20 protein-coding genes are annotated in these 17833 nt (G+C 46.5%); 14 read left to right on the plus strand and 6 right to left on the minus strand.

Going from position 1 to position 17833, the window contains the following annotated elements:
- Positions 1–106: 106 nt before the first annotated feature.
- Positions 107–1237 carry an SGNH/GDSL hydrolase family protein gene (locus C7I86_RS09550; protein WP_010873025.1) on the minus strand — a complete coding sequence of 377 codons (1131 nt, stop codon included), beginning with the start codon at positions 1235–1237 and terminating at the stop codon, positions 107–109.
- 213 nt (positions 1238–1450) lie between these two features.
- On the opposite strand from C7I86_RS09550, the gene acr3 reads away from it, so the two are divergent.
- The 5 genes from acr3 (at position 1451) to C7I86_RS09575 (ending at position 5418) form a co-directional block, all read left to right on the plus strand.
- A complete protein-coding gene (gene acr3 / locus C7I86_RS09555; protein ID WP_010873026.1) occupies positions 1451–2602 on the plus strand; it encodes an arsenite efflux transporter Acr3 in 1152 nt (383 codons plus the stop codon).
- A 151-nt stretch (positions 2603–2753) separates the two neighbouring features.
- Positions 2754–3374: an arsenical resistance protein ArsH gene (gene arsH / locus C7I86_RS09560; RefSeq protein WP_010873027.1), complete on the plus strand. Its 621-nt coding sequence runs from the start codon at positions 2754–2756 to the stop codon at positions 3372–3374.
- Positions 3375–3463: 89 nt separating this feature from the next.
- The gene (locus C7I86_RS09565; protein ID WP_010873028.1) at positions 3464–3859 is read left to right on the plus strand and encodes a thioredoxin-dependent arsenate reductase; all 396 of its coding nucleotides are present in this window, start codon (positions 3464–3466) and stop codon (positions 3857–3859) included.
- A 127-nt stretch (positions 3860–3986) separates the two neighbouring features.
- Positions 3987–4718 (plus strand): response regulator transcription factor RpaB, encoded by a 732-nt coding sequence (rpaB, locus tag C7I86_RS09570; protein ID WP_010873029.1) that lies wholly within the window; start codon positions 3987–3989, stop codon positions 4716–4718.
- 52 nt (positions 4719–4770) lie between these two features.
- A complete protein-coding gene (locus tag C7I86_RS09575; RefSeq protein WP_010873030.1) occupies positions 4771–5418 on the plus strand; it encodes a cofactor assembly of complex C subunit B in 648 nt (215 codons plus the stop codon).
- Here the strand turns inward: C7I86_RS09575 and C7I86_RS09580 are convergent.
- On the minus strand, positions 5415–6020 hold the full coding sequence (locus C7I86_RS09580) for a Uma2 family endonuclease (RefSeq protein ID WP_010873031.1): 606 nt from the start codon (positions 6018–6020) through the stop codon (positions 5415–5417). The two genes, C7I86_RS09575 and C7I86_RS09580, sit on opposite strands and share 4 nt — an antisense overlap.
- A 120-nt stretch (positions 6021–6140) precedes the next feature.
- Complete coding sequence (locus tag C7I86_RS09585; RefSeq protein WP_010873032.1) at positions 6141–8051, minus strand: ABC-F family ATP-binding cassette domain-containing protein; 1911 nt, start codon at positions 8049–8051, stop codon at positions 6141–6143.
- A gap of 285 nt (positions 8052–8336) precedes the next feature.
- Here C7I86_RS09585 and C7I86_RS09590 point away from each other — a divergent pair, with 285 nt between their 5' ends.
- Positions 8337–9197: a branched-chain amino acid ABC transporter permease gene (locus C7I86_RS09590; protein ID WP_010873033.1), complete on the plus strand. Its 861-nt coding sequence runs from the start codon at positions 8337–8339 to the stop codon at positions 9195–9197.
- Positions 9197–10021, plus strand: a complete 825-nt coding sequence (locus C7I86_RS09595; protein ID WP_010873034.1) for a TlyA family RNA methyltransferase — start codon at positions 9197–9199, stop codon at positions 10019–10021. The genes C7I86_RS09590 and C7I86_RS09595 overlap by 1 nt, the downstream gene beginning before the upstream one ends.
- A gap of 62 nt (positions 10022–10083) precedes the next feature.
- On the opposite strand, the gene C7I86_RS09600 is transcribed toward C7I86_RS09595, so the two are convergent.
- From C7I86_RS09600 to C7I86_RS09610, 3 genes are read right to left on the minus strand one after another with little or no spacing between them, the layout of a single operon-like run.
- Positions 10084–10470, minus strand: coding sequence for a hypothetical protein (locus C7I86_RS09600; RefSeq protein ID WP_010873035.1), 387 nt, complete (start codon positions 10468–10470; stop codon positions 10084–10086).
- Between the two features lie 15 nt (positions 10471–10485).
- On the minus strand, positions 10486–11577 hold the full coding sequence (locus C7I86_RS09605) for a tetratricopeptide repeat protein (RefSeq protein ID WP_010873036.1): 1092 nt from the start codon (positions 11575–11577) through the stop codon (positions 10486–10488).
- Positions 11578–11581: 4 nt separating this feature from the next.
- Complete coding sequence (locus C7I86_RS09610; RefSeq protein ID WP_010873037.1) at positions 11582–12268, minus strand: J domain-containing protein; 687 nt, start codon at positions 12266–12268, stop codon at positions 11582–11584.
- A gap of 216 nt (positions 12269–12484) precedes the next feature.
- Between C7I86_RS09610 and ispD the strand changes: the two genes are divergently transcribed.
- From ispD to C7I86_RS09645, 7 genes are all read left to right on the plus strand, one after another.
- Positions 12485–13177, plus strand: a complete 693-nt coding sequence (gene ispD / locus C7I86_RS09615; protein ID WP_010873038.1) for a 2-C-methyl-D-erythritol 4-phosphate cytidylyltransferase — start codon at positions 12485–12487, stop codon at positions 13175–13177.
- Positions 13178–13260: 83 nt separating this feature from the next.
- Positions 13261–14304, plus strand: a complete 1044-nt coding sequence (fbp, locus tag C7I86_RS09620) for a class 1 fructose-bisphosphatase (protein WP_010873039.1) — start codon at positions 13261–13263, stop codon at positions 14302–14304.
- Positions 14305–14510: 206 nt separating this feature from the next.
- Positions 14511–15245: a sucrose-phosphate phosphatase gene (locus tag C7I86_RS09625; protein WP_010873040.1), complete on the plus strand. Its 735-nt coding sequence runs from the start codon at positions 14511–14513 to the stop codon at positions 15243–15245.
- A gap of 113 nt (positions 15246–15358) precedes the next feature.
- Positions 15359–15709, plus strand: a complete 351-nt coding sequence (locus tag C7I86_RS09630; protein ID WP_223211269.1) for an STAS domain-containing protein — start codon at positions 15359–15361, stop codon at positions 15707–15709.
- A gap of 72 nt (positions 15710–15781) precedes the next feature.
- Positions 15782–16213 carry a Mini-ribonuclease 3 gene (locus C7I86_RS09635; protein WP_010873042.1) on the plus strand — a complete coding sequence of 144 codons (432 nt, stop codon included), beginning with the start codon at positions 15782–15784 and terminating at the stop codon, positions 16211–16213.
- A gap of 12 nt (positions 16214–16225) precedes the next feature.
- Positions 16226–17380: a 23S rRNA (guanosine(2251)-2'-O)-methyltransferase RlmB gene (rlmB, locus tag C7I86_RS09640; RefSeq protein WP_010873043.1), complete on the plus strand. Its 1155-nt coding sequence runs from the start codon at positions 16226–16228 to the stop codon at positions 17378–17380.
- A 130-nt stretch (positions 17381–17510) separates the two neighbouring features.
- The gene (locus tag C7I86_RS09645; RefSeq protein WP_228670060.1) at positions 17511–17771 is read left to right on the plus strand and encodes a DUF1816 domain-containing protein; all 261 of its coding nucleotides are present in this window, start codon (positions 17511–17513) and stop codon (positions 17769–17771) included.
- The last annotated feature ends 62 nt before the right edge of the window (positions 17772–17833 follow it).

The raw sequence follows: 17833 nt of genomic DNA on the forward strand, positions 1-17833 counted from the left end.
AATCCCATACCTTTAAGGAGCTAAGGGGCACCCGAATCACAACACGGTGAAACTTGCCCCTGCCATCCTCTTGTCTGACTTTACCCTTTAATATCATTCAAAAAATTCAAAATAAATTTTCCAAAATGCACTCAGTCAAATTGTGGTAGCCCAAATCATTAAAATGGGCGTCGTGTTTATGGTACATGTCTCGATTCCAAGTGCAGATTTCTAGCAGGGGAACATACTCCAATCCTATTTGCTTGATATCACTTCCAATTTCCAGGGAGTACTTATTACTGAAAGTTTCTCCTTTTTCCGGGATGTGGACGACACGAACAACCGCGTTGGGAAAACTATTTTTAATCTCTCTTAAACTAGCTAAGGCATTTTTGTATAGCTCGTTTTTGTCATACTCATTAGCCTGATTAAATTTAAGATGAGGACAAAAATGAACGAGTGAACTTTGATTTTTGCCCAAACTATACACATCACAGGCTAGATTATACAGACGTAACTGTTGCAGAAAATTTAGCTTGGGTTCCTCCGAAGAACCCTTAGTTTCATATAATTTTTTGGCCCGGTCTACCAATTCTTCTTGACTATCGTTGTAGTTGGCAATGTACATAACTGGAGGGTAATTTTCTACGCATTCCTTAGTGTTTTCTTGCTGGCAAAACCAGAGGGCTTGGTCTTGGATTAACGGATACCACAAAGTCCGAAAAAAGTCATTACCAATGACCATGATATTAATTTCATCAAAATGCGCCCCATCTTTAACACTTGTCAGTAATTGCTGAAATTGTTTGACTCCAGCGCCGGTAATACCAAGGTTGTATAGACTGATCTCTGGGCGATCCAAACGTCGCCTTAGTTGACTGATCCAGGACTGATTGCCCCCATCTCCGGCGGTGAAAGAGTCACCGACAAACACAACTTTTTTGCCGGGGGCGGAATCAAAATTGTAGTCTACGTCATCTACAAAACCGAGGTTATTGGTGCCATAGACAATGTCGTAATCAACTTCATCCCCATAGATAGCAACACTTCTAATTTTCGTTCTTGGCTCATACCTAACAGTTTTATCCCCCGTTCTCACCAGGGAAGGCTTGGTAAAAAATAAAATTCGGTCATAGAGACTGTATTTACCTATGCCAGTTAACCTCAATGCAATTTCAGCTATTACCAAACTAAGGACAATTGAAGCAAGAATTAAAGCAGTATTTTGACCAATTTTAATAATTTTGGGGGCGGGCATTGTTTTATCAGAAAAATAGGTTGAATGCCCCTTTACCTAAGGCAGCGGAGGATGTGAATGGAACAATGGGGGCAATGAGATTTCCATAAAGTACTCTATTTTGCTCCTTTTCCATCGGAAGACACGGCAACAGTAGACCGGGGACAGACCGAGTTGACATATCAAGTTTTTTTGATGTAAGATTATTCCATCAAGTTTTTTTGATGAGTTGTCATGGTCAATCGCATTAACCCCAAAGCCATTAAGGCTGGGGGAACGCTCAATTTGTTTGAAAAATACCTTACCCTCTGGGTTGCCCTTTGTATCGTCATTGGCATTGCCCTGGGGAAGTTATTGCCCGCGGTGGCCCAAACCCTCGATTCCTGGAGCATTTATAACGTTTCCATTCCGATCGCCATTTGCTTGTTTTTCATGATGTACCCCATCATGGTGAAAATTGATTTTTCCCAGGCACGACAAGCGGTCAAGGCTCCTAAGCCGGTGATATTGACCCTGGTGGTGAATTGGGTAATTAAACCGTTTACGATGGTGATTTTTGCCCAGTTTTTCCTGGGTTATCTTTTCGCCCCGTTGTTGACTGCGACGGAGATAATCCGGGGGCAAGAGGTAACCTTAGCCAATTCCTACATTGCCGGTTGCATTTTGCTCGGTATTGCGCCCTGTACCGCCATGGTATTGATGTGGGGTTACCTTTCCTATAGCAATCAGGGTTTAACCTTGGTGATGGTGGCGGTCAATTCTTTGGCTATGCTATTCCTTTACGCACCTTTGGGTAAATGGCTGTTGGCGGCCAGTAACTTGACAGTGCCTTGGCAAACCATTGTCTTATCGGTGTTAATTTACGTGGGTTTGCCCCTGGCCGCCGGTATTTATAGTCGTTACTGGATTTTGAAACATAAGGGACGGCAATGGTTTGAGAGTCAATTTTTGCATTACCTCAGCCCGATCGCCATTGTGGCTTTGTTATTGACGTTGATTTTGCTCTTTGCTTTTAAGGGGGAATTGATTGTTAATAATCCTCTGCATATTTTTCTAATTGCCGTGCCGTTATTTATCCAAACCAATTTCATCTTTCTCATTACCTATGTTCTGGGGTTAAAACTCAAACTCAGTTACGAAGATGCCGCCCCCGCCGCCCTGATCGGTGCCAGTAATCATTTTGAAGTGGCGATCGCCACCGCTGTGATGTTATTTGGCCTCAATTCTGGAGCTGCTTTGGCCACCGTAGTGGGGGTATTAATTGAAGTGCCAGTGATGTTAATGCTGGTGGAAATTTGCAAAAAAACAGCCTTTTGGTTCCCCAGGGACCCGGAAAAAGCCACTTTGCTAGACCCCCGTTGTATAAATCAAGAAATTAGGATCTAAAAACGTGTTTGGAAAGTTTTATTCTGCCCCCTCAATCGACCAACTAAAGCGACCGCAATACTGGGGAACTTTCACTCAGTTTCCCCCCAAATTTGGGGGGCCAGGGGGGCTTTTAAAACAAGCTCTAACCAACTTTGCCTAATTGCCAGCAATGACCGACTTTAACCATCCTCCCCGGATTTTATTTCTCTATGGTTCCCTACGGGAGCGTTCCTACAGCCGTTTACTGGCCGAAGAAGCGGGCCGCATCATCACCACCATGGGAGCGGAAACCAAATTTTTTGATCCGAGGGAATTACCCCTGCGGGGCCAAGTTCTGGATAGCCACCCCAAAGTTCAAGAATTACTAGAACTAAGCCAATGGTCTGAAGGCCAAGTGTGGTCTTCCCCGGAAATGCACGGCAACATTACAGGAATTCTCAAAAATCAAATTGATTGGATTCCCCTGGAAATTGGTTCCATTCGTCCCACCCAGGGCCGCACCCTAGCGGTGATGCAGGTTAGTGGCGGTTCCCAATCTTTCAATGCCGTCAACACCATGCGCATTCTTGGTCGTTGGATGCGGATGTTTACCATTCCCAACCAATCATCCGTGGCTAAGGCGTATCAGGAATTCCATGAAGACGGCACCATGAAGGATTCCCCCTATCGAGACCGGGTGGTGGACGTGATGGAAGAACTATACAAATTCACCCTGCTACTGCGGGACAAGGTGGATTATTTAACCGATCGCCATAGTGAAAGAAAAGCTAAGGTCAACACCGATGGTTGATGTTTTTCCCACTGAAACTAACTCCAATCACTCCAATTTATTCCATCAATTAATTAATCAAACTAATTAATCTAAGCGAGGCTAAAACTGTGAAAAAGGTAATGTTCGTTTGCAAACGTAATTCCTGTCGCTCCCAAATGGCAGAGGGCTTTGCCAAAACTTTAGGGGCCGGCAAAATTGCTGTTACCAGTTGTGGACTGGAATCTTCCCGGGTCCATCCCACCGCCATTGCCATGATGGAAGAAGTAGGCATAGACATCAGCGGCCAGACCTCCGACCCCATCGAAAACTTTAACGCCGACGATTACGACGTGGTAATTTCCCTTTGTGGCTGTGGGGTTAATCTGCCGCCGGAATGGGTAACCCAGGAAATTTTTGAAGACTGGCAACTGGAAGATCCCGATGGTCAATCATTGGAAGTTTTTCGCACCGTGCGGGGCCAGGTTAAGGAACGGGTGGAAAACCTGATCGCCAAAATTAGCTGATCTGCCCCATCCCCATTGATACCAACGATACCAAACCCCCAATTTGGCTATATGCTTAGGGAAATGGCTTTTTGCCACGAAACTTCACTAATCGTTATACAAGTTAATCAAAGGAGGGTTGTGGATCTTGGAAACCAATAAAGAAAGGATATTGGTGGTCGATGACGAGGCCAGCATCCGACGCATACTGGAAACCCGTTTATCCATGATTGGCTATGAAGTGGTGACCGCTGCCGACGGTGAAGAGGCGATCGCCACTTTCCATGAGAGCGACCCCGATTTGGTGGTGTTGGATGTGATGATGCCCAAGCTGGACGGCTACGGCGTTTGCCAAGAACTACGTAAAGAATCGGACATTCCCATTATTATGCTTACCGCCCTGGGGGATGTGGCCGATCGCATTACCGGTTTGGAACTGGGGGCCGATGATTATGTGGTGAAGCCCTTTTCCCCCAAGGAATTGGAAGCTAGAATCCGGTCCGTGCTACGGCGGGTGGACAAAAACGGTATGCCGGGCATTCCCAGTTCGGGCGTGTTGCAAATTGCCACCATTCGCATTGATACCAACAAGCGTCAAGTGTATAAAGGGGATGAGCGCATCCGCCTAACAGGAATGGAATTTAGCCTGTTGGAATTGTTGGTGAGTCGCTCCGGAGAGCCCTTTTCCCGTTCGGAAATTCTCCAGGAAGTGTGGGGCTACACCCCCGAACGCCATGTGGATACCAGGGTGGTGGACGTGCATATTTCCCGCCTGCGGGCCAAACTAGAGGAAGACCCCAGCAATCCCGAATTAATTCTTACTGCCCGGGGCACCGGTTACCTGTTCCAACGCATTCTGGAACCGGGGGAAGAACCGTAATTCCTAGGGATTTACCGAGGAATTTTCAGCCCATTGCCAGTTAATTGCCACCATGAGTGCAGATCCCAATCGTATTGTTCGTTTATTACCCCTTGGGGCGGGCAGTCTCGGGGGACTGTTATTGCTAATTAACCGCCTTTCCACCCCCATGTTAAACCCTTCCCAAGCCCGTTCCGATGTGGTGGGGGTAATTTTGGCGGGGATGCTGGTGTGTGTCTGGCTAATTTGGCAACGGATTCAGCCCAAGTCCCCGGAAGCGGTGGTGCTAGAAGGCAAAGAAGGCTTTGATTTACTGGATAGTCTGCCCCAGGAAATAAAAACAGAGTTAGCTTGGGCTTCCCATTTGCTCTTGACTAATACGGTCACCCAAACCATGGTGGTCTATTACGATCGCCAGGTGTTATTGCGCCGGGGCATTTTGAGTGAGCAAAAAGAAGTGAAACCGGGGCCGATTGTAGAACGGGTAATGCAAACCCAAAAGCCCGTTTATTTGGTGAATTTACCCCTCTATCCCGGTCGAGTGGAATTTGATTATTTACCCGCCAACACCCAGGGTTTAATCTGTCAGCCCCTCGACGATCGGGGTGTGTTAATCCTAGGAGCCAATATTCCCCGCAGTTATACGAAACAGGATGAAAATTGGGTCACGGGCATTGCTGATAAAATTGCCCATAGCTTGAGCATGCCCATCAATGCTTAACGGACAAATTTGAGCCAAGCAAAAATTTCCGCTGTGGTTAGGCTGAGGTCCAAACCATTTAATACTGGCAATAGTTCTTCCCTATTGTTCATCTCTGCAGCTTCAACACCGTAAAACTTTGGTGGGTACTGGGGAAAAAAAACTAAAATTGAACGTTCCTCTGGACTGATGAGCCACCCCAATTCACTGCCCTGCTCTAAGCAATAGAGAATATTATTAATTACCTTTGTTGCGCTTTGCTGGGGGGAGAGAATCTCAATTATCCAATCAGGGCAACTCGTAAAATGATTAGCAATATCTCCATCCGTAGTTAAGGGAATTCTTTGCCAACGAAATACAGAAATATCTGGCACCAGGGAACGATCAGCAAAGGTACAGCGTAACTCCGGCAAAGCATAGGCGAGGCGAAGGGGCTCGGCCACTTGGTTAATGGCCTGGCAAAGTCGGTATTGCAATTGACTATGCTGTCCCTGGGGCATGGGTTTTTGAGTAATAACTCCGTTCACATATTCCCACGCCGGAGAGTCTTCAATGTGGGATAGGGTGAGAAATTCCCATAGCGTTGTGATGGGGCTAGAGGCAAGCATAGTAACTATTCTCACAAGATGAGTTTATTCTGCCATGTAAGCATTTTAAGTATAACTCCGCCATGATCAACGTTCCAGGTAAGTTAAGCCAGCCAGTCTGACATGCAACTCAAGTCTAAAAAATAGCAAATTACCTCAAATTCTCTCAGCTAAAGTTAGCCAACGTTCTGTTTTTTGATCAATACTTTCACTTAAATTAGCTAAGCGTTCCGTCAGGTTTTGCAACTCGGTAAAATTGCCGTTGGAACTCTGGTAAAGTTGGGCTTCCAGTTGGGCTTTTTCTTCTTCCAATTGGGGAATTTGTTGCTCAAGCTGTTCGTATTCCCGCTTTTCTTTATAGGAAAGTTTTTTCGAGCTACTATCTTGGCTAACTTTGGTCGTAACAGAAGCAACTGGTTGAGATTTTTTTAACTCAGTTTCTTCTTGGTTTGCTCTAACCTGTTCTGCTTTTTTATATTCCAAATACAAAGTGTAATTGCCGGGATATTGCCGTAGTTCTCCCTCTTCTTCAAAAGCAAAAATGGTTTCCACGGTGCGGTCGAGGAAATACCGGTCATGGGAAACCACAATGACGCAACCGTTAAAATCTTCCAGGTAATCTTCCAACACCGCCAGGGTTTGCACATCCAAATCGTTGGTAGGTTCGTCCAAAATTAAAACGTTGGGGGCTCGCATCAACACCCGCAGTAAAAATAAACGGCGCTTTTCTCCCCCGGATAACTTGGCAATGGGAGCAAATTGTTGATTGGGGGGAAATAAAAATCTTTCTAACATCTGCCCAGCGGTAATTACTTCGCCGTCGGTGGTTTTGATCAATTCCGCCACACTTTTGAGGTAATCAATTACCCGTTGATTAGGATTTAAACTCAGGTCATCGGAGTGTTGATCAAAATAACCAAAATGAATGGTGCTACCAATGTCCACTGTGCCTTGGTCCGGCTCCAATCTGCCAGTGATCATATTCATTAAAGTGGATTTGCCCACGCCATTTTTGCCCACAATTCCCACCCGATCGCCGGGGGTGAAAATATAGGAAAAATCTTTAATTAATTGTTTGTTTTCAAAGCCCTTGCTAATGTTTTCCAGCTCTACCACTTTTTTGCCAATGCGCCGCCCAGCCGTACTAATATCTACTTTTCCCGTCCCCGTTTTAAAGCTGGTCTCCTGCATATCCTGGATGCGGTCAATGCGGGCTTTTTGCTTAGTGCTCCGGGCTTTAGGCCCTCTTTTTAACCATTCCAATTCCCGCCGCAACACTCCCCGGTGTTTTTTCTGACTGCTCTGTTCCGATTCCTCTGCTTCCGCTTTTTTGGTCAGATAATAACCATAGTTACCGTTGTAGCTATACAGTTCTCCTTGGTCAATTTCCAAAATACGGTTCGTCACCCGGTCCAAAAAATAGCGGTCGTGGGTAATTAATAACAATGCTCCCCGGAACCGTTGCAGGTAACTTTGTAGCCATTCCACCGAAAAAGCATCCAAATGGTTAGTGGGTTCGTCCATCAACAGCACATCCGGTTGGGACAACAATGCGGCGGCGATCGCCACCCGTTTACGGTAACCACCGGAAAGATCGCCTACTTTGGCATCGAGATGATCTACCCCCAACTGGGTCAGAATAATTTTGGCTTGGGTTTCCAATTCCCAGGCCCCACTGGTTTCCATCTGGGCTGATAGGGCCGACAGTTGATTAAGCAATTGCTCGTCACTGCCCTGGTGGGCCAACTTGTCCGACAGCAGTTCGTATTGTTTAACTAATTGCCACTGTTCGCCACTGTCCACAAAAACCTGCTCCAACACGGTGCGATCGCCGTCCATCTCTGGTTGTTGGGGTAAATAAACCACTTTGGCACTGCTGTTGCACCAATATTCTCCGCCATCAAAGGGTTCTAACCCGGCAATCATTTTCAACAGGGTGGATTTACCGGAGCCATTAACCCCAATTAATCCCACCCGATCGCCTGGCTCGATGTTGAACGTAGCGTCCCGCAGAATTTCTTTAATACCAAAATCTTTGCGGAGGGATTGAACAGTGATGAGAGCCATACGGGGAAATTTACCAGGAAAAATTGAGCAGACTGGCAAATTACAAGCCTTGGTCTGGGGCCCATTTTATCGAAAAACTGGGTTTACCCCTGGTCTTCCACCATGATTTGCCCTAGCCAAAATCGAAAATGGCGCTCCATTGTTTAACCACCTGTTTAGGCATCCCTATGGGTCGTGTTTTTGCCGCCCTAAAAGGGATGTTATGGAGATCACAAAAATGAACGAAAATCCCCTAAAGTAGGGTAGCTTACGGCGACATCGCCCTTGGTCTCACGTTAGGAAGGCATGGATCTATCACAGTTAATCTTTAATGGCATTGCGGTGGGAAGCATTATCGCCCTGGGGGCAGTGGGGTTGACCCTGACCTATGGCATTTTACGCCTGTCTAATTTTGCCCATGGTGATTTTATGACTTTGGCGGCCTATTTAACTTGGTGGGCCAACACCAGCGGCATTAATTTGTGGTTATCCATGGCCCTGGGTTGTGTCGGTACCATCATTGCCATGTTCATTGGTGAATGGTTGCTCTGGAAGCCCATGCGGGCCCGGCGGGCTACGGCAACAACGCTGATCATTATTTCCATTGGTCTAGCCCTATTTCTCCGCAACGGCATCCTCTTGATCTGGGGTGGCAATAACCAAAATTACCGAGTGCCCATTGTCCCTGCCCAGGATTTTATGGGCATTAAATTTGAGTATTACCGTCTACTGGTCATTGCTATGGCGATCGCCGCCATGGTGGTGTTGCATTTGATTTTGCAAAGGACGAAAGTGGGCAAAGCGATGCGGGCCGTGGCGGACAATGTTGATCTGGCGAAAGTATCCGGCATCAACGTGGAATGGGTAGTGATGTGGACCTGGGTAATGACCGCAGTGTTAACAGCCCTAGGAGGATCCATGTATGGCCTGATGACCACCCTGAAACCGAATATGGGGTGGTTTTTGATTTTGCCCATGTTTGCTTCGGTGATTCTAGGGGGCATTGGTAATCCCTACGGGGCGATCGCCGGGGGGATAATTATTGGCGTAGCCCAGGAAGTGAGCGTGCCTTGGTTTGGCACCAGTTACAAAATGGGGGTGGCATTGCTGTTGATGATCATCATTTTGTTCATTCGTCCCCAAGGTTTGTTTAAAGGCACTCAATAATGGCCAAAGCAGATAAACAACGACTGGATGCCCTTTTGGTAGCCAAAGGTTTATGTGAATCCAGAGCCCTGGCCCAGCGGTTGATCCGGGCGGGGGAAGTGAAAGTTAATCAACAGTTGGTGGATAAACCAGGCACCCTGGTAACCATGGATGTGGCGGTGGAACTAGCCCAAAGGCCTCCCTACGTTTCCCGGGGAGGGGAAAAGTTAGCCAAGGCCCTAACGGAATTTGCCATTGATGTGACCGGTCGCATTTGTCTCGATGGGGGCATTTCCACTGGTGGCTTTACGGATTGTTTATTACAAAGGGGAGCAACGAAGGTTTACGGCGTGGATGTGGGTTACGGCCAGGTGGCTTGGAAATTGCGTCAGGATGACCGGGTGATTTTGCGGGAGCGGGCCAATTTTCGTTACCTCACGCCCCAGGATTTGTATGGGGATCAACCCTGGCCGGACTTGGGGGTGATGGATTTGTCCTTTATTTCCCTTACCAAAGTGATGGCTCCCCTCTGGTCTCTCCTCGCTCCTCCCCGGGAAGTGGTGTTATTGGTTAAGCCGCAATTTGAAGTGGGCAGGGAAAAAATTGGCAAAAAGGGAGTGGTGCGGGATGCCCAAGCCCAGGCAGAGGCCATTGACCAAGTGTGGCGATCAGGGCAGAGCCTCGGTTGGCAGTTTAACGGTTTAACTTTTTCCCCTATCACCGGGCCGGCGGGCAATGTGGAATATTTACTCTGGCTCAGTCAATCCGCTGTTAACGCCTCTGCTCCAACGCTAGCTCAGTTGGGGGAAATTACCCAAAAAACGTTGGATTCTTTTAGAAACTGAATTGGGATTTTGTGTAAATTGTAAAGAGATAATCAGAAATAATAGTCGAGTCGACAGCTATTTTATTCTCTACTAAGTAGGTATTGTTCAGCACTTAATTTGAGCTTATCTCCTTTTAAAATCAACTGATCAATATAATCTTTTAATTCCATATAAGGCTGACGAGCATCTTTTTTATTACGTTCAATCATGCGCCTAGTTTCTGCACGAACTCGCCCTGCCCACTTATTTTTACCAAATATATCTAAACCAACGGAAACGATACTATCAGAATAGGCTTGGCTTGCGTCTTGATTAATTTGCCGAATGTGGGCGTTGATTTCCTTTTTAATAGCTCGTAGTTGCTTTTGGGCAAGATTAATTTGCTTGACTTGTAACTTTACGGATTGGGGAGAATCAAGCGTTAAGGTCAGTTGGTTGGCAATAGTTTGAATTTCTTGAATATTCATGAGTTTATTAGAAAGTTAATCAATTATTGTTTGAGCTTTTTGTAAATCTTCTAGTGCCTTCTCATGATTTCCAAGTTCTCTAAATACTATACTTCGATTAACATATGCCGCTTTGCACTTAGAATCAATGACTAACGCTTGATTATAATCATCTAAGGATTTTTGATGACAACCTAAATCGTAGTAAGCTACGCCTCTATTAATATAAGCCCAAACAAATGTTGGCTTAACAATTAAAGCATCAGAAAAATCTTTGATAGCCTTCTTAATCTGTCCCATCTTATAATAAGCAAGACCTCTATTATAAAATCCATTAAATAAATTACCATTTAAAGCCAATGATTGATCGAGGTAATCAATTGCAGACTGGTATTTTTCTAAGGAAAGGAAAGAAGAACCAAGGATATATAGTGTATTATCCTTATTAATGTGCATTGGATTCAACCTTAGAGAAGTAAAACAATCTTCAATAGCTGCATCAAAATCACCCAAAAGATTATGTATTTCAGCCCGTAATATGTAAGAAGATACAAAATTTGAATTTAGTTTTAAGGCTTCGTTGATTTTTTCAAGAGCATCTTGAGTATTACCCAGTAGTCTGTTAATAGCCCCTTGAATAGATAATTCAATGGGATTATAACACTTGTTGATATCGGTCTTAATTTGTAGCAAATCATTGTAACATGAAAGAATAAAACTACTTGCTTGTAGCTCAGAGATTATAATAATTTTAGAATAAAAAGCAATAACTGAATCTTGATAAAATTGCTTATGTTTTAGCCCCAGATATAAATCATTTTTGCTGTCTATATTATTACCTAGAAAAGAATGAGCAAAGCCCCTCAAAAAATAGGCTTCACAAAATCTATCATTAAATTCTAAAGCTTTAGTAAAAGAATCTATGGCATCAGATATATTTCCTAATATATATTGCTCTACTCCAAGTTTGAACAGATGCTCATGGTTGCTTGATTTTGTCAATATTTTTGTACAATCTTCGAATTTCTTTTCACTCTTTGATAAAGTGATTTTTTGGGTAAGCTGTAACCCCTTTTTGACCACATCAGAAGAATAACGAGCTAAATTTTGTTTGTAGTTATCAGTCATGAGATTAAACCCCTAATTGTTCTTTTAAATCCTGTAAACGCTCTTGAGCCTCAGCAATTTGCTCATCCAGATGTTTAGCCATTTCTGTCAAAAGATCTTGACCAGACTGTCGTGCTTGCTCTACTTGCTCCATTAACTCAAAAAGCTCCGTTTGTCTTAACTCTGCCATATCTCGATGGATGGCTACTAACCGAGAACGACACTGGGCAATCTGACGAATAACCCGAATTAACTCCGCTGCAACGCCTTCTCCTTGGACTGAATGAGGATCAGATTCCCAACTAGCTAAAATTTCCCGTAACCGTTGCTCATCGCCTTCTTCGTAGGCCTGATTTGCCGCGGCCATTAAATTTTGTCGTTTAGCCCTTTCCACCTCATCCGTTGCTAAATCTGGATGAACACGCTTTGCCACCTCTCGATATAGCTTTTTCAAACCATCCGACGGTTTAAAATTACGGGATGACTCCAAATAGTCCATGTACTCCGTAATCTGCGCTTCAATGCGTTCCAGTTCCGTATAGCGACTTCCGATCAGTCCTAAATACTGCTGTTCAAAACTATGTAACTCAGCTTGAAAAGTCGTCAATTTAAGCTCATTTTCCGCTAATTCTGACTCTAAAGTTTCAAGTTCAGCCTTTTTTGCAGTTAACTCTTCTTCTTCCGGACTTGTGTAGATGGTGAGGTCGTCCATTGTACTGACTGTTAACTTTAATGTTTTTATCCTAGCTTATTTATCAACTTTCATAAAGAGCTAAAATCAAAACCAGCTAGCCACTCTGGGGAATTTTGCAGAGCCGATCATCTCTAGACCTATCGTTGCGAATTTTCCTTTTGTACTGAGATTTCCCCAAAGTAAACATGGTAAGGTTTGAGACCGAGAATTTCAGCAGAGTTGACGGTCGGGTAGATGCATTTACTAATTCCAGCGGCGGGTTCCGGCAAACGGATGGGGAGCGGTCACAATAAGTTACTTTTAAATGTTTTGGGGCAACCCCTGCTGAGTTGGACAGTGCAGGCGGCATTGGCATCCCAGTCCATTGAGTGGATTGGCATCATGGGCCAACCCTACGATTTTCCAGCCTTTGAAGCTCTATTAACTCCCCTCCATAGCCCTAAACCAGTGCAGTTAATTGTGGGGGGAGATACCCGACAACAATCGGTTTTTAATGGCATCCAAGCTCTGCCCCCGGGGGCGAAATTTGTGTTAATCCACGACGGTGCCCGTTGTTTGGCTACGCCGGATTTGTTTGATCGTTGCACAGAGGCTCTCCAGCATTGCCAAGGATTAATTGCCGCCATGCCAGTGAAGGACACCATCAAAATAGTTAACGCTGATGGTTGGATCACTGACACCCCCGATCGCCAAGGATTGTGGGGAGCCCAAACGCCCCAGGGTTTTGACGTGGCCCTGCTCAAAGCCTGCCATGACAAAGGTAAACAGGAAGGTTGGGAAGTAACGGATGATGCGGCCCTGCTGGAAAAATGTGGGCAACCCGTGAAAATAGTGCCAGGGGAAGATACTAACTTGAAAATTACCACCCCCGTAGATTTGGCGATCGCCGAATTTATTTTGGGGCAGAGGTCGGCAAAATCCGCCTGAAAATAGGCAAATTTCGGGGTTCGGAAAGATCAAGCTAGGATGGAAGGGACTTTGAGCCTAGCAATCCAAGGAGACTTTTATCCATGACCGTTAGTGAGATTCATATTCCTAACTCTTTACTAGACCGGGATTGCACCACCCTTTCACGCCACGTACTCCAACAACTGAATAGCTTTGGGGCCGATGCCCAGGATTTGAGTGCCATCATGAACCGCATTGCCCTAGCGGGAAAACTGATTGCCCGTCGCCTGAGTCGAGCTGGGTTAATGGCCGATGTGTTGGGCTTCACTGGGGAAACCAACGTCCAGGGGGAATCGGTGAAAAAAATGGACGTATTTGCCAATGATGTTTTTATTTCTGTCTTTAAGCAAAGTGGCTTGGTTTGTCGTCTGGCTTCGGAGGAGATGGAAAAACCCTACTATATTCCTGAAAATTGCCCCATTGGTCGCTATACTTTGCTGTACGACCCCATTGATGGTTCCTCCAACGTGGACATTAACCTCAACGTGGGTTCCATTTTTGCCATTCGGCAACAGGAAGGGGACGATCTAGACGGCAGTGCGTCAGATTTATTGGCTAACGGAGACAAGCAAATTGCTGCTGGTTATATCCTCTACGGCCCCTCCACCATCCTGGTTTATTCCCTCGGCTCCGGAGTGCATAGCTTTATCCTCGATCCCAGTTTGGGGGAATTTATTTTAGCCCAGGAAAATATCCGCATTCCCAACCACGGCCCCATTTACAGCACCAATGAAGGTAACTTTTGGCAATGGGATGAAGCCCTGAGGGATTACACCCGTTACGTCCATCGCCACGAAGGTTACACTGCCCGTTATAGCGGTGCTCTGGTGGGGGATATTCACCGGATTTTGATGCAAGGGGGAGTGTTTCTTTATCCTGGTACGGAAAAAAATCCCGACGGCAAATTGCGTTTGCTCTATGAAACTGCGCCGCTGGCCTTTTTGGTGGAACAGGCTGGGGGAAGGGCTAGTGACGGCCAAAAACGTTTACTGGACTTAATTCCTTCTAAATTACATCAGCGTACCCCCGCCATTATTGGCAGCGCAGAAGATGTGAAATTGGTGGAATCTTTCATCAGCGACCACAAACAACGGCAGGGTAATTAGTTTACTTAATCACTGCAAATCGTTTGAGGTCTAGGAACGTCTTTTAAAAGCCCCCTAGCCCCCCAATTCTGGGGGGAATAGTGTTCAAAGTCCCCCAAATTTGCCGGAGCTTTAGTGAAGACATTTGGAGAGTGGATCATGACTTTTCAAACATACTCTAACGCCGGAGATTCAACTTTGTTGGTAAATCTACATTGATCAATCCTATGCGACAGTTATTGCTAATTTCTGACCTGGACAATACCTGGGTCGGAGATCAACAAGCCCTGGAACATTTGCAAGAATATCTAGGCGATCGCCGGGGAAATTTTTATTTGGCCTATGCCACGGGGCGTTCCTACCATTCCGCGAGGGAGTTGCAAAAACAGGTGGGACTCATGGAACCGGACTATTGGCTCACCGCGGTGGGGAGTGAAATTTACCATCCAGAAGGCCTGGACCAACATTGGGCTGATTACCTCTCTGAGCATTGGCAACGGGATATCCTCCAGGCGATCGCCGATGGTTTTGAGGCCTTAAAACCCCAATCTCCCTTGGAACAAAACCCATGGAAAATTAGCTATCATCTCGATCCCCAGGCTTGCCCCACCGTCATCGACCAATTAACGGAGATGTTGAAGGAAACCGGCATCCCGGTGCAGGTGATTTTCAGCAGTGGCAAAGATGTGGATTTATTGCCCCAACGGAGTAACAAAGGTAACGCCACCCAATATCTGCAACAACATTTAGCCATGGAGCCGTCTCAAACCCTGGTGTGTGGGGACTCCGGCAATGATATTGGCTTATTTGAAACTTCCGCTCGGGGTGTCATTGTCCGTAATGCCCAGCCGGAATTATTGCACTGGTATGACCAATGGGGGGATTCTCGTCATTATCGGGCCCAATCGAGCCATGCTGGCGCTATCCTAGAGGCGATCGCCCATTTCGATTTTTTGAGCTGATATTTTAGTTAACAATTCCGAATGGGCAAGCAAAGTAAGCTACAATTTGACATTGTTCAATTTTGAGTACAGGGTGTAAAGCCGAGGAGGGCGTTATTGCTGAGCCACTAAACTTGACGGTCAGTTTGCGCGGGACATTAGAAGTCAAGGAAAAGTTACAAATCTTCCGTCTGACGGGTTTGTTGGACGCATTTTCCGAGCCTACCTTCCGTAAGGTAGTCAGCGATCACATCGAAGCAGGGCCTCCCCATGTGGTGCTGGACTTGTCCACCATTGATTTTATTGATAGCTCTGGCCTAGGAGCTTTGGTGCAGGTAACCAAACTTTCCCAAAACAAACAGGGAAGTGTACAGATTGTCACCAACCCTAGGGTTACCCAAACGGTAAAACTGGTGCGTTTGGAAAAATTCCTCCATCTCCATAATTCCCTGGCTGAGGCGATCGCCGCTACCACTGAGGGGTAATGATGGTTGGTTGTTCACGGGTGGTCCAACCATGGTGGTGCTGTCCCGTTTTGACTGCAATGGGGAGGTGCCATGACCCAGTTTGATGACCATCCCCTTTGGCAATCTTCCCTGAACCCCGCTGATGCCCCTGCGGTACAGTCCCTATCCCCCGTGGCCCTGGCCTATCTAGGAGATGCTGTTTTTGAACTTTATGTCCGTTGTTGTTATCTGTTTCCCCCCCGTCGCATAGGGGATTTTCACCGTCGGGTAGTGGCCCAAGTTCGAGCTGAACAACAGGCCCAAATTTTAACCACCCTTTTACCCCAATTAACCGACCCAGAAAAGGAATGGGTGCGTCGGGGTCGTAATGCCGCCACATCTACCTCCCGGCGAGCTAATCCCGAACTGTACCAGGCCGCCAGTGGTTTAGAAACTCTTTTAGGTTATTTATACCTCAGGGATGCCCGTCGACTAGATGAACTATTAGCCTTAATTGAACTGCCCGACGCCGCCCCCCGTTAGCCCCCGAAAGTCATGACTGAAATGCCCAAGAAGAAATTTTCTCCCCGTTCTGCCCGTGGAGATAAGCCCCGCTATGGAGAGCAGAAACCCAAACTAAAGCGCAGTGGAGATAAACCCCGCTTTAACGATGACCAGCCCCAGGGTTTTAAAGAAAAATCCGATCGCTTCCAGGATAAGCCCCGTCCCCGGACCAACGACGATAAACCCCGACGGGCTGGGGATAAGCCCAGCAACTTTAAGAGTCGTTTTAAAGATAAAGACAGGGATAAACCCCGCTACGGTGACGATAGACCCCGGCGATCGGGCCAGAAGCCTCCCTTTGGCAAAACTTTTCCTGCTGCTCCCCCGCCGATGGACTCCGAGCAAGCCCAGGAAGCCTTGGATTTACTCTACGGCCACCATGCTGTTCTAGCGGCCCTAGACGGCGATCGCCAATTGAACCGCATTTGGATTACTTCCCATCTCCGCCACGACATCCGCTACCGCACTAAAATTCAAACCGCTAAGGCCAACGGCACGGTAGTGGATGAGGTCGATAATTTTCGCCTGAACCAAATCACCCACAACGCCAATCACCAAGGCATTGCCGCCCAAGTAGCCCCCTACCACTACTGGGAACTGGGGGATCTGATTGATAAAGCTAAAAGCCAAAGCACTGCTCCAGTTTTGATCATCATCGACAGCATCACCGATCCCCATAACCTGGGGGCAATTATTCGTACCGCCGAAGCGTTTGGGGCCCAGGGCATGGTGTTACCCCAACGGCGGGTAGCCGGGATCACTTCCACAGTGATGAAAGTGGCCGCTGGCGCCTTGGAACATTTCCCCGTGGCCCGGGTGGTAAATCTTAGCCGTGCGTTGGAAACATTGAAGGAGTCTGGCTTTTGGATCTATGGCACCGTAGCAGGGAAACAAACTGCTCTGCATCAAGCGGATTTGCGAGAACCCATGGGGTTAGTAATTGGCTCGGAAGGAGAGGGATTGAGCTTGCTCACCCAAAAACACTGTGACCATCTAATTACCATTCCTTTAGCCGGTAAAACCCCCAGTCTGAATGCTTCTGTGGCGGCGGCCATCAGTCTTTATGAAATTTTTCGCCAACGGGGTTTTGATCGCCCCACCCTATCCCACACTGCCTCCGACTTACGAGAAGTTTCCGAGGATTAGGAAAAGAAGGGACAAGGTAGCAGATTTAATTACGATTCTGCCGGCAATGTAACAAAATATTGCGGATTGGAAAGTTAAAATGACAGCAAACAAATCCCATTACCTTGTCTCTATCCCTACCCAAAGTCCTATGAAAGAACTGTGGATCCGTGTTTTATCCTTGCTGGGCATGGCTCACTGGGTTGTAATTAGCACCGGCGCTCCTCGCTGTACCTATTATTTTGGCCCCTTTGCCCGCCGTAGTAGTGCGGAAAAAGCCCAGCTAGGCTACCTGGAGGATTTGCGGGGAGAAGGAGCCCAGGATATTCAGGTAACCGTCAAGCAATGTAAGCCCGCCCGCTTGACCATTTTTGATGAGGCAGAGGAGTTAATGCCTATCCTTTCTCCCTAGTACTGAAAGCGTTACCTTTTTACCACGCTCAGTTTTCCCAGTCTGGCCCAATTCCTGGCGAT

It is taken from the genome of Synechocystis sp. IPPAS B-1465 (genome assembly GCF_003015225.1).
Taxonomy (GTDB): domain Bacteria; phylum Cyanobacteriota; class Cyanobacteriia; order Cyanobacteriales; family Microcystaceae; genus Synechocystis.

Bases quoted from the DNA above. Each gene is read 5' to 3' on its own strand.
- C7I86_RS09550 (WP_010873025.1), bottom strand. From the start codon at position 1,237: ATGCCCGCCCCCAAAATTATTAAAATTGGTCAAAATACTGCTTTAATT.
- acr3 (WP_010873026.1), top strand. From the start codon at position 1,451: ATGGTCAATCGCATTAACCCCAAAGCCATTAAGGCTGGGGGAACGCTC.
- arsH (WP_010873027.1), top strand. From the start codon at position 2,754: ATGACCGACTTTAACCATCCTCCCCGGATTTTATTTCTCTATGGTTCC.
- C7I86_RS09575 (WP_010873030.1), top strand. From the start codon at position 4,771: ATGAGTGCAGATCCCAATCGTATTGTTCGTTTATTACCCCTTGGGGCG.
- C7I86_RS09585 (WP_010873032.1), bottom strand. From the start codon at position 8,051: ATGGCTCTCATCACTGTTCAATCCCTCCGCAAAGATTTTGGTATTAAA.
- C7I86_RS09590 (WP_010873033.1), top strand. From the start codon at position 8,337: ATGGATCTATCACAGTTAATCTTTAATGGCATTGCGGTGGGAAGCATT.
- C7I86_RS09595 (WP_010873034.1), top strand. From the start codon at position 9,197: ATGGCCAAAGCAGATAAACAACGACTGGATGCCCTTTTGGTAGCCAAA.
- C7I86_RS09600 (WP_010873035.1), bottom strand. From the start codon at position 10,470: ATGAATATTCAAGAAATTCAAACTATTGCCAACCAACTGACCTTAACG.
- C7I86_RS09605 (WP_010873036.1), bottom strand. From the start codon at position 11,577: ATGACTGATAACTACAAACAAAATTTAGCTCGTTATTCTTCTGATGTG.
- C7I86_RS09610 (WP_010873037.1), bottom strand. From the start codon at position 12,268: ATGGACGACCTCACCATCTACACAAGTCCGGAAGAAGAAGAGTTAACT.
- ispD (WP_010873038.1), top strand. From the start codon at position 12,485: ATGCATTTACTAATTCCAGCGGCGGGTTCCGGCAAACGGATGGGGAGC.
- fbp (WP_010873039.1), top strand. From the start codon at position 13,261: ATGACCGTTAGTGAGATTCATATTCCTAACTCTTTACTAGACCGGGAT.
- C7I86_RS09625 (WP_010873040.1), top strand. From the start codon at position 14,511: ATGCGACAGTTATTGCTAATTTCTGACCTGGACAATACCTGGGTCGGA.
- C7I86_RS09635 (WP_010873042.1), top strand. From the start codon at position 15,782: ATGACCCAGTTTGATGACCATCCCCTTTGGCAATCTTCCCTGAACCCC.
- rlmB (WP_010873043.1), top strand. From the start codon at position 16,226: ATGACTGAAATGCCCAAGAAGAAATTTTCTCCCCGTTCTGCCCGTGGA.
- C7I86_RS09645 (WP_228670060.1), top strand. From the start codon at position 17,511: ATGAAAGAACTGTGGATCCGTGTTTTATCCTTGCTGGGCATGGCTCAC.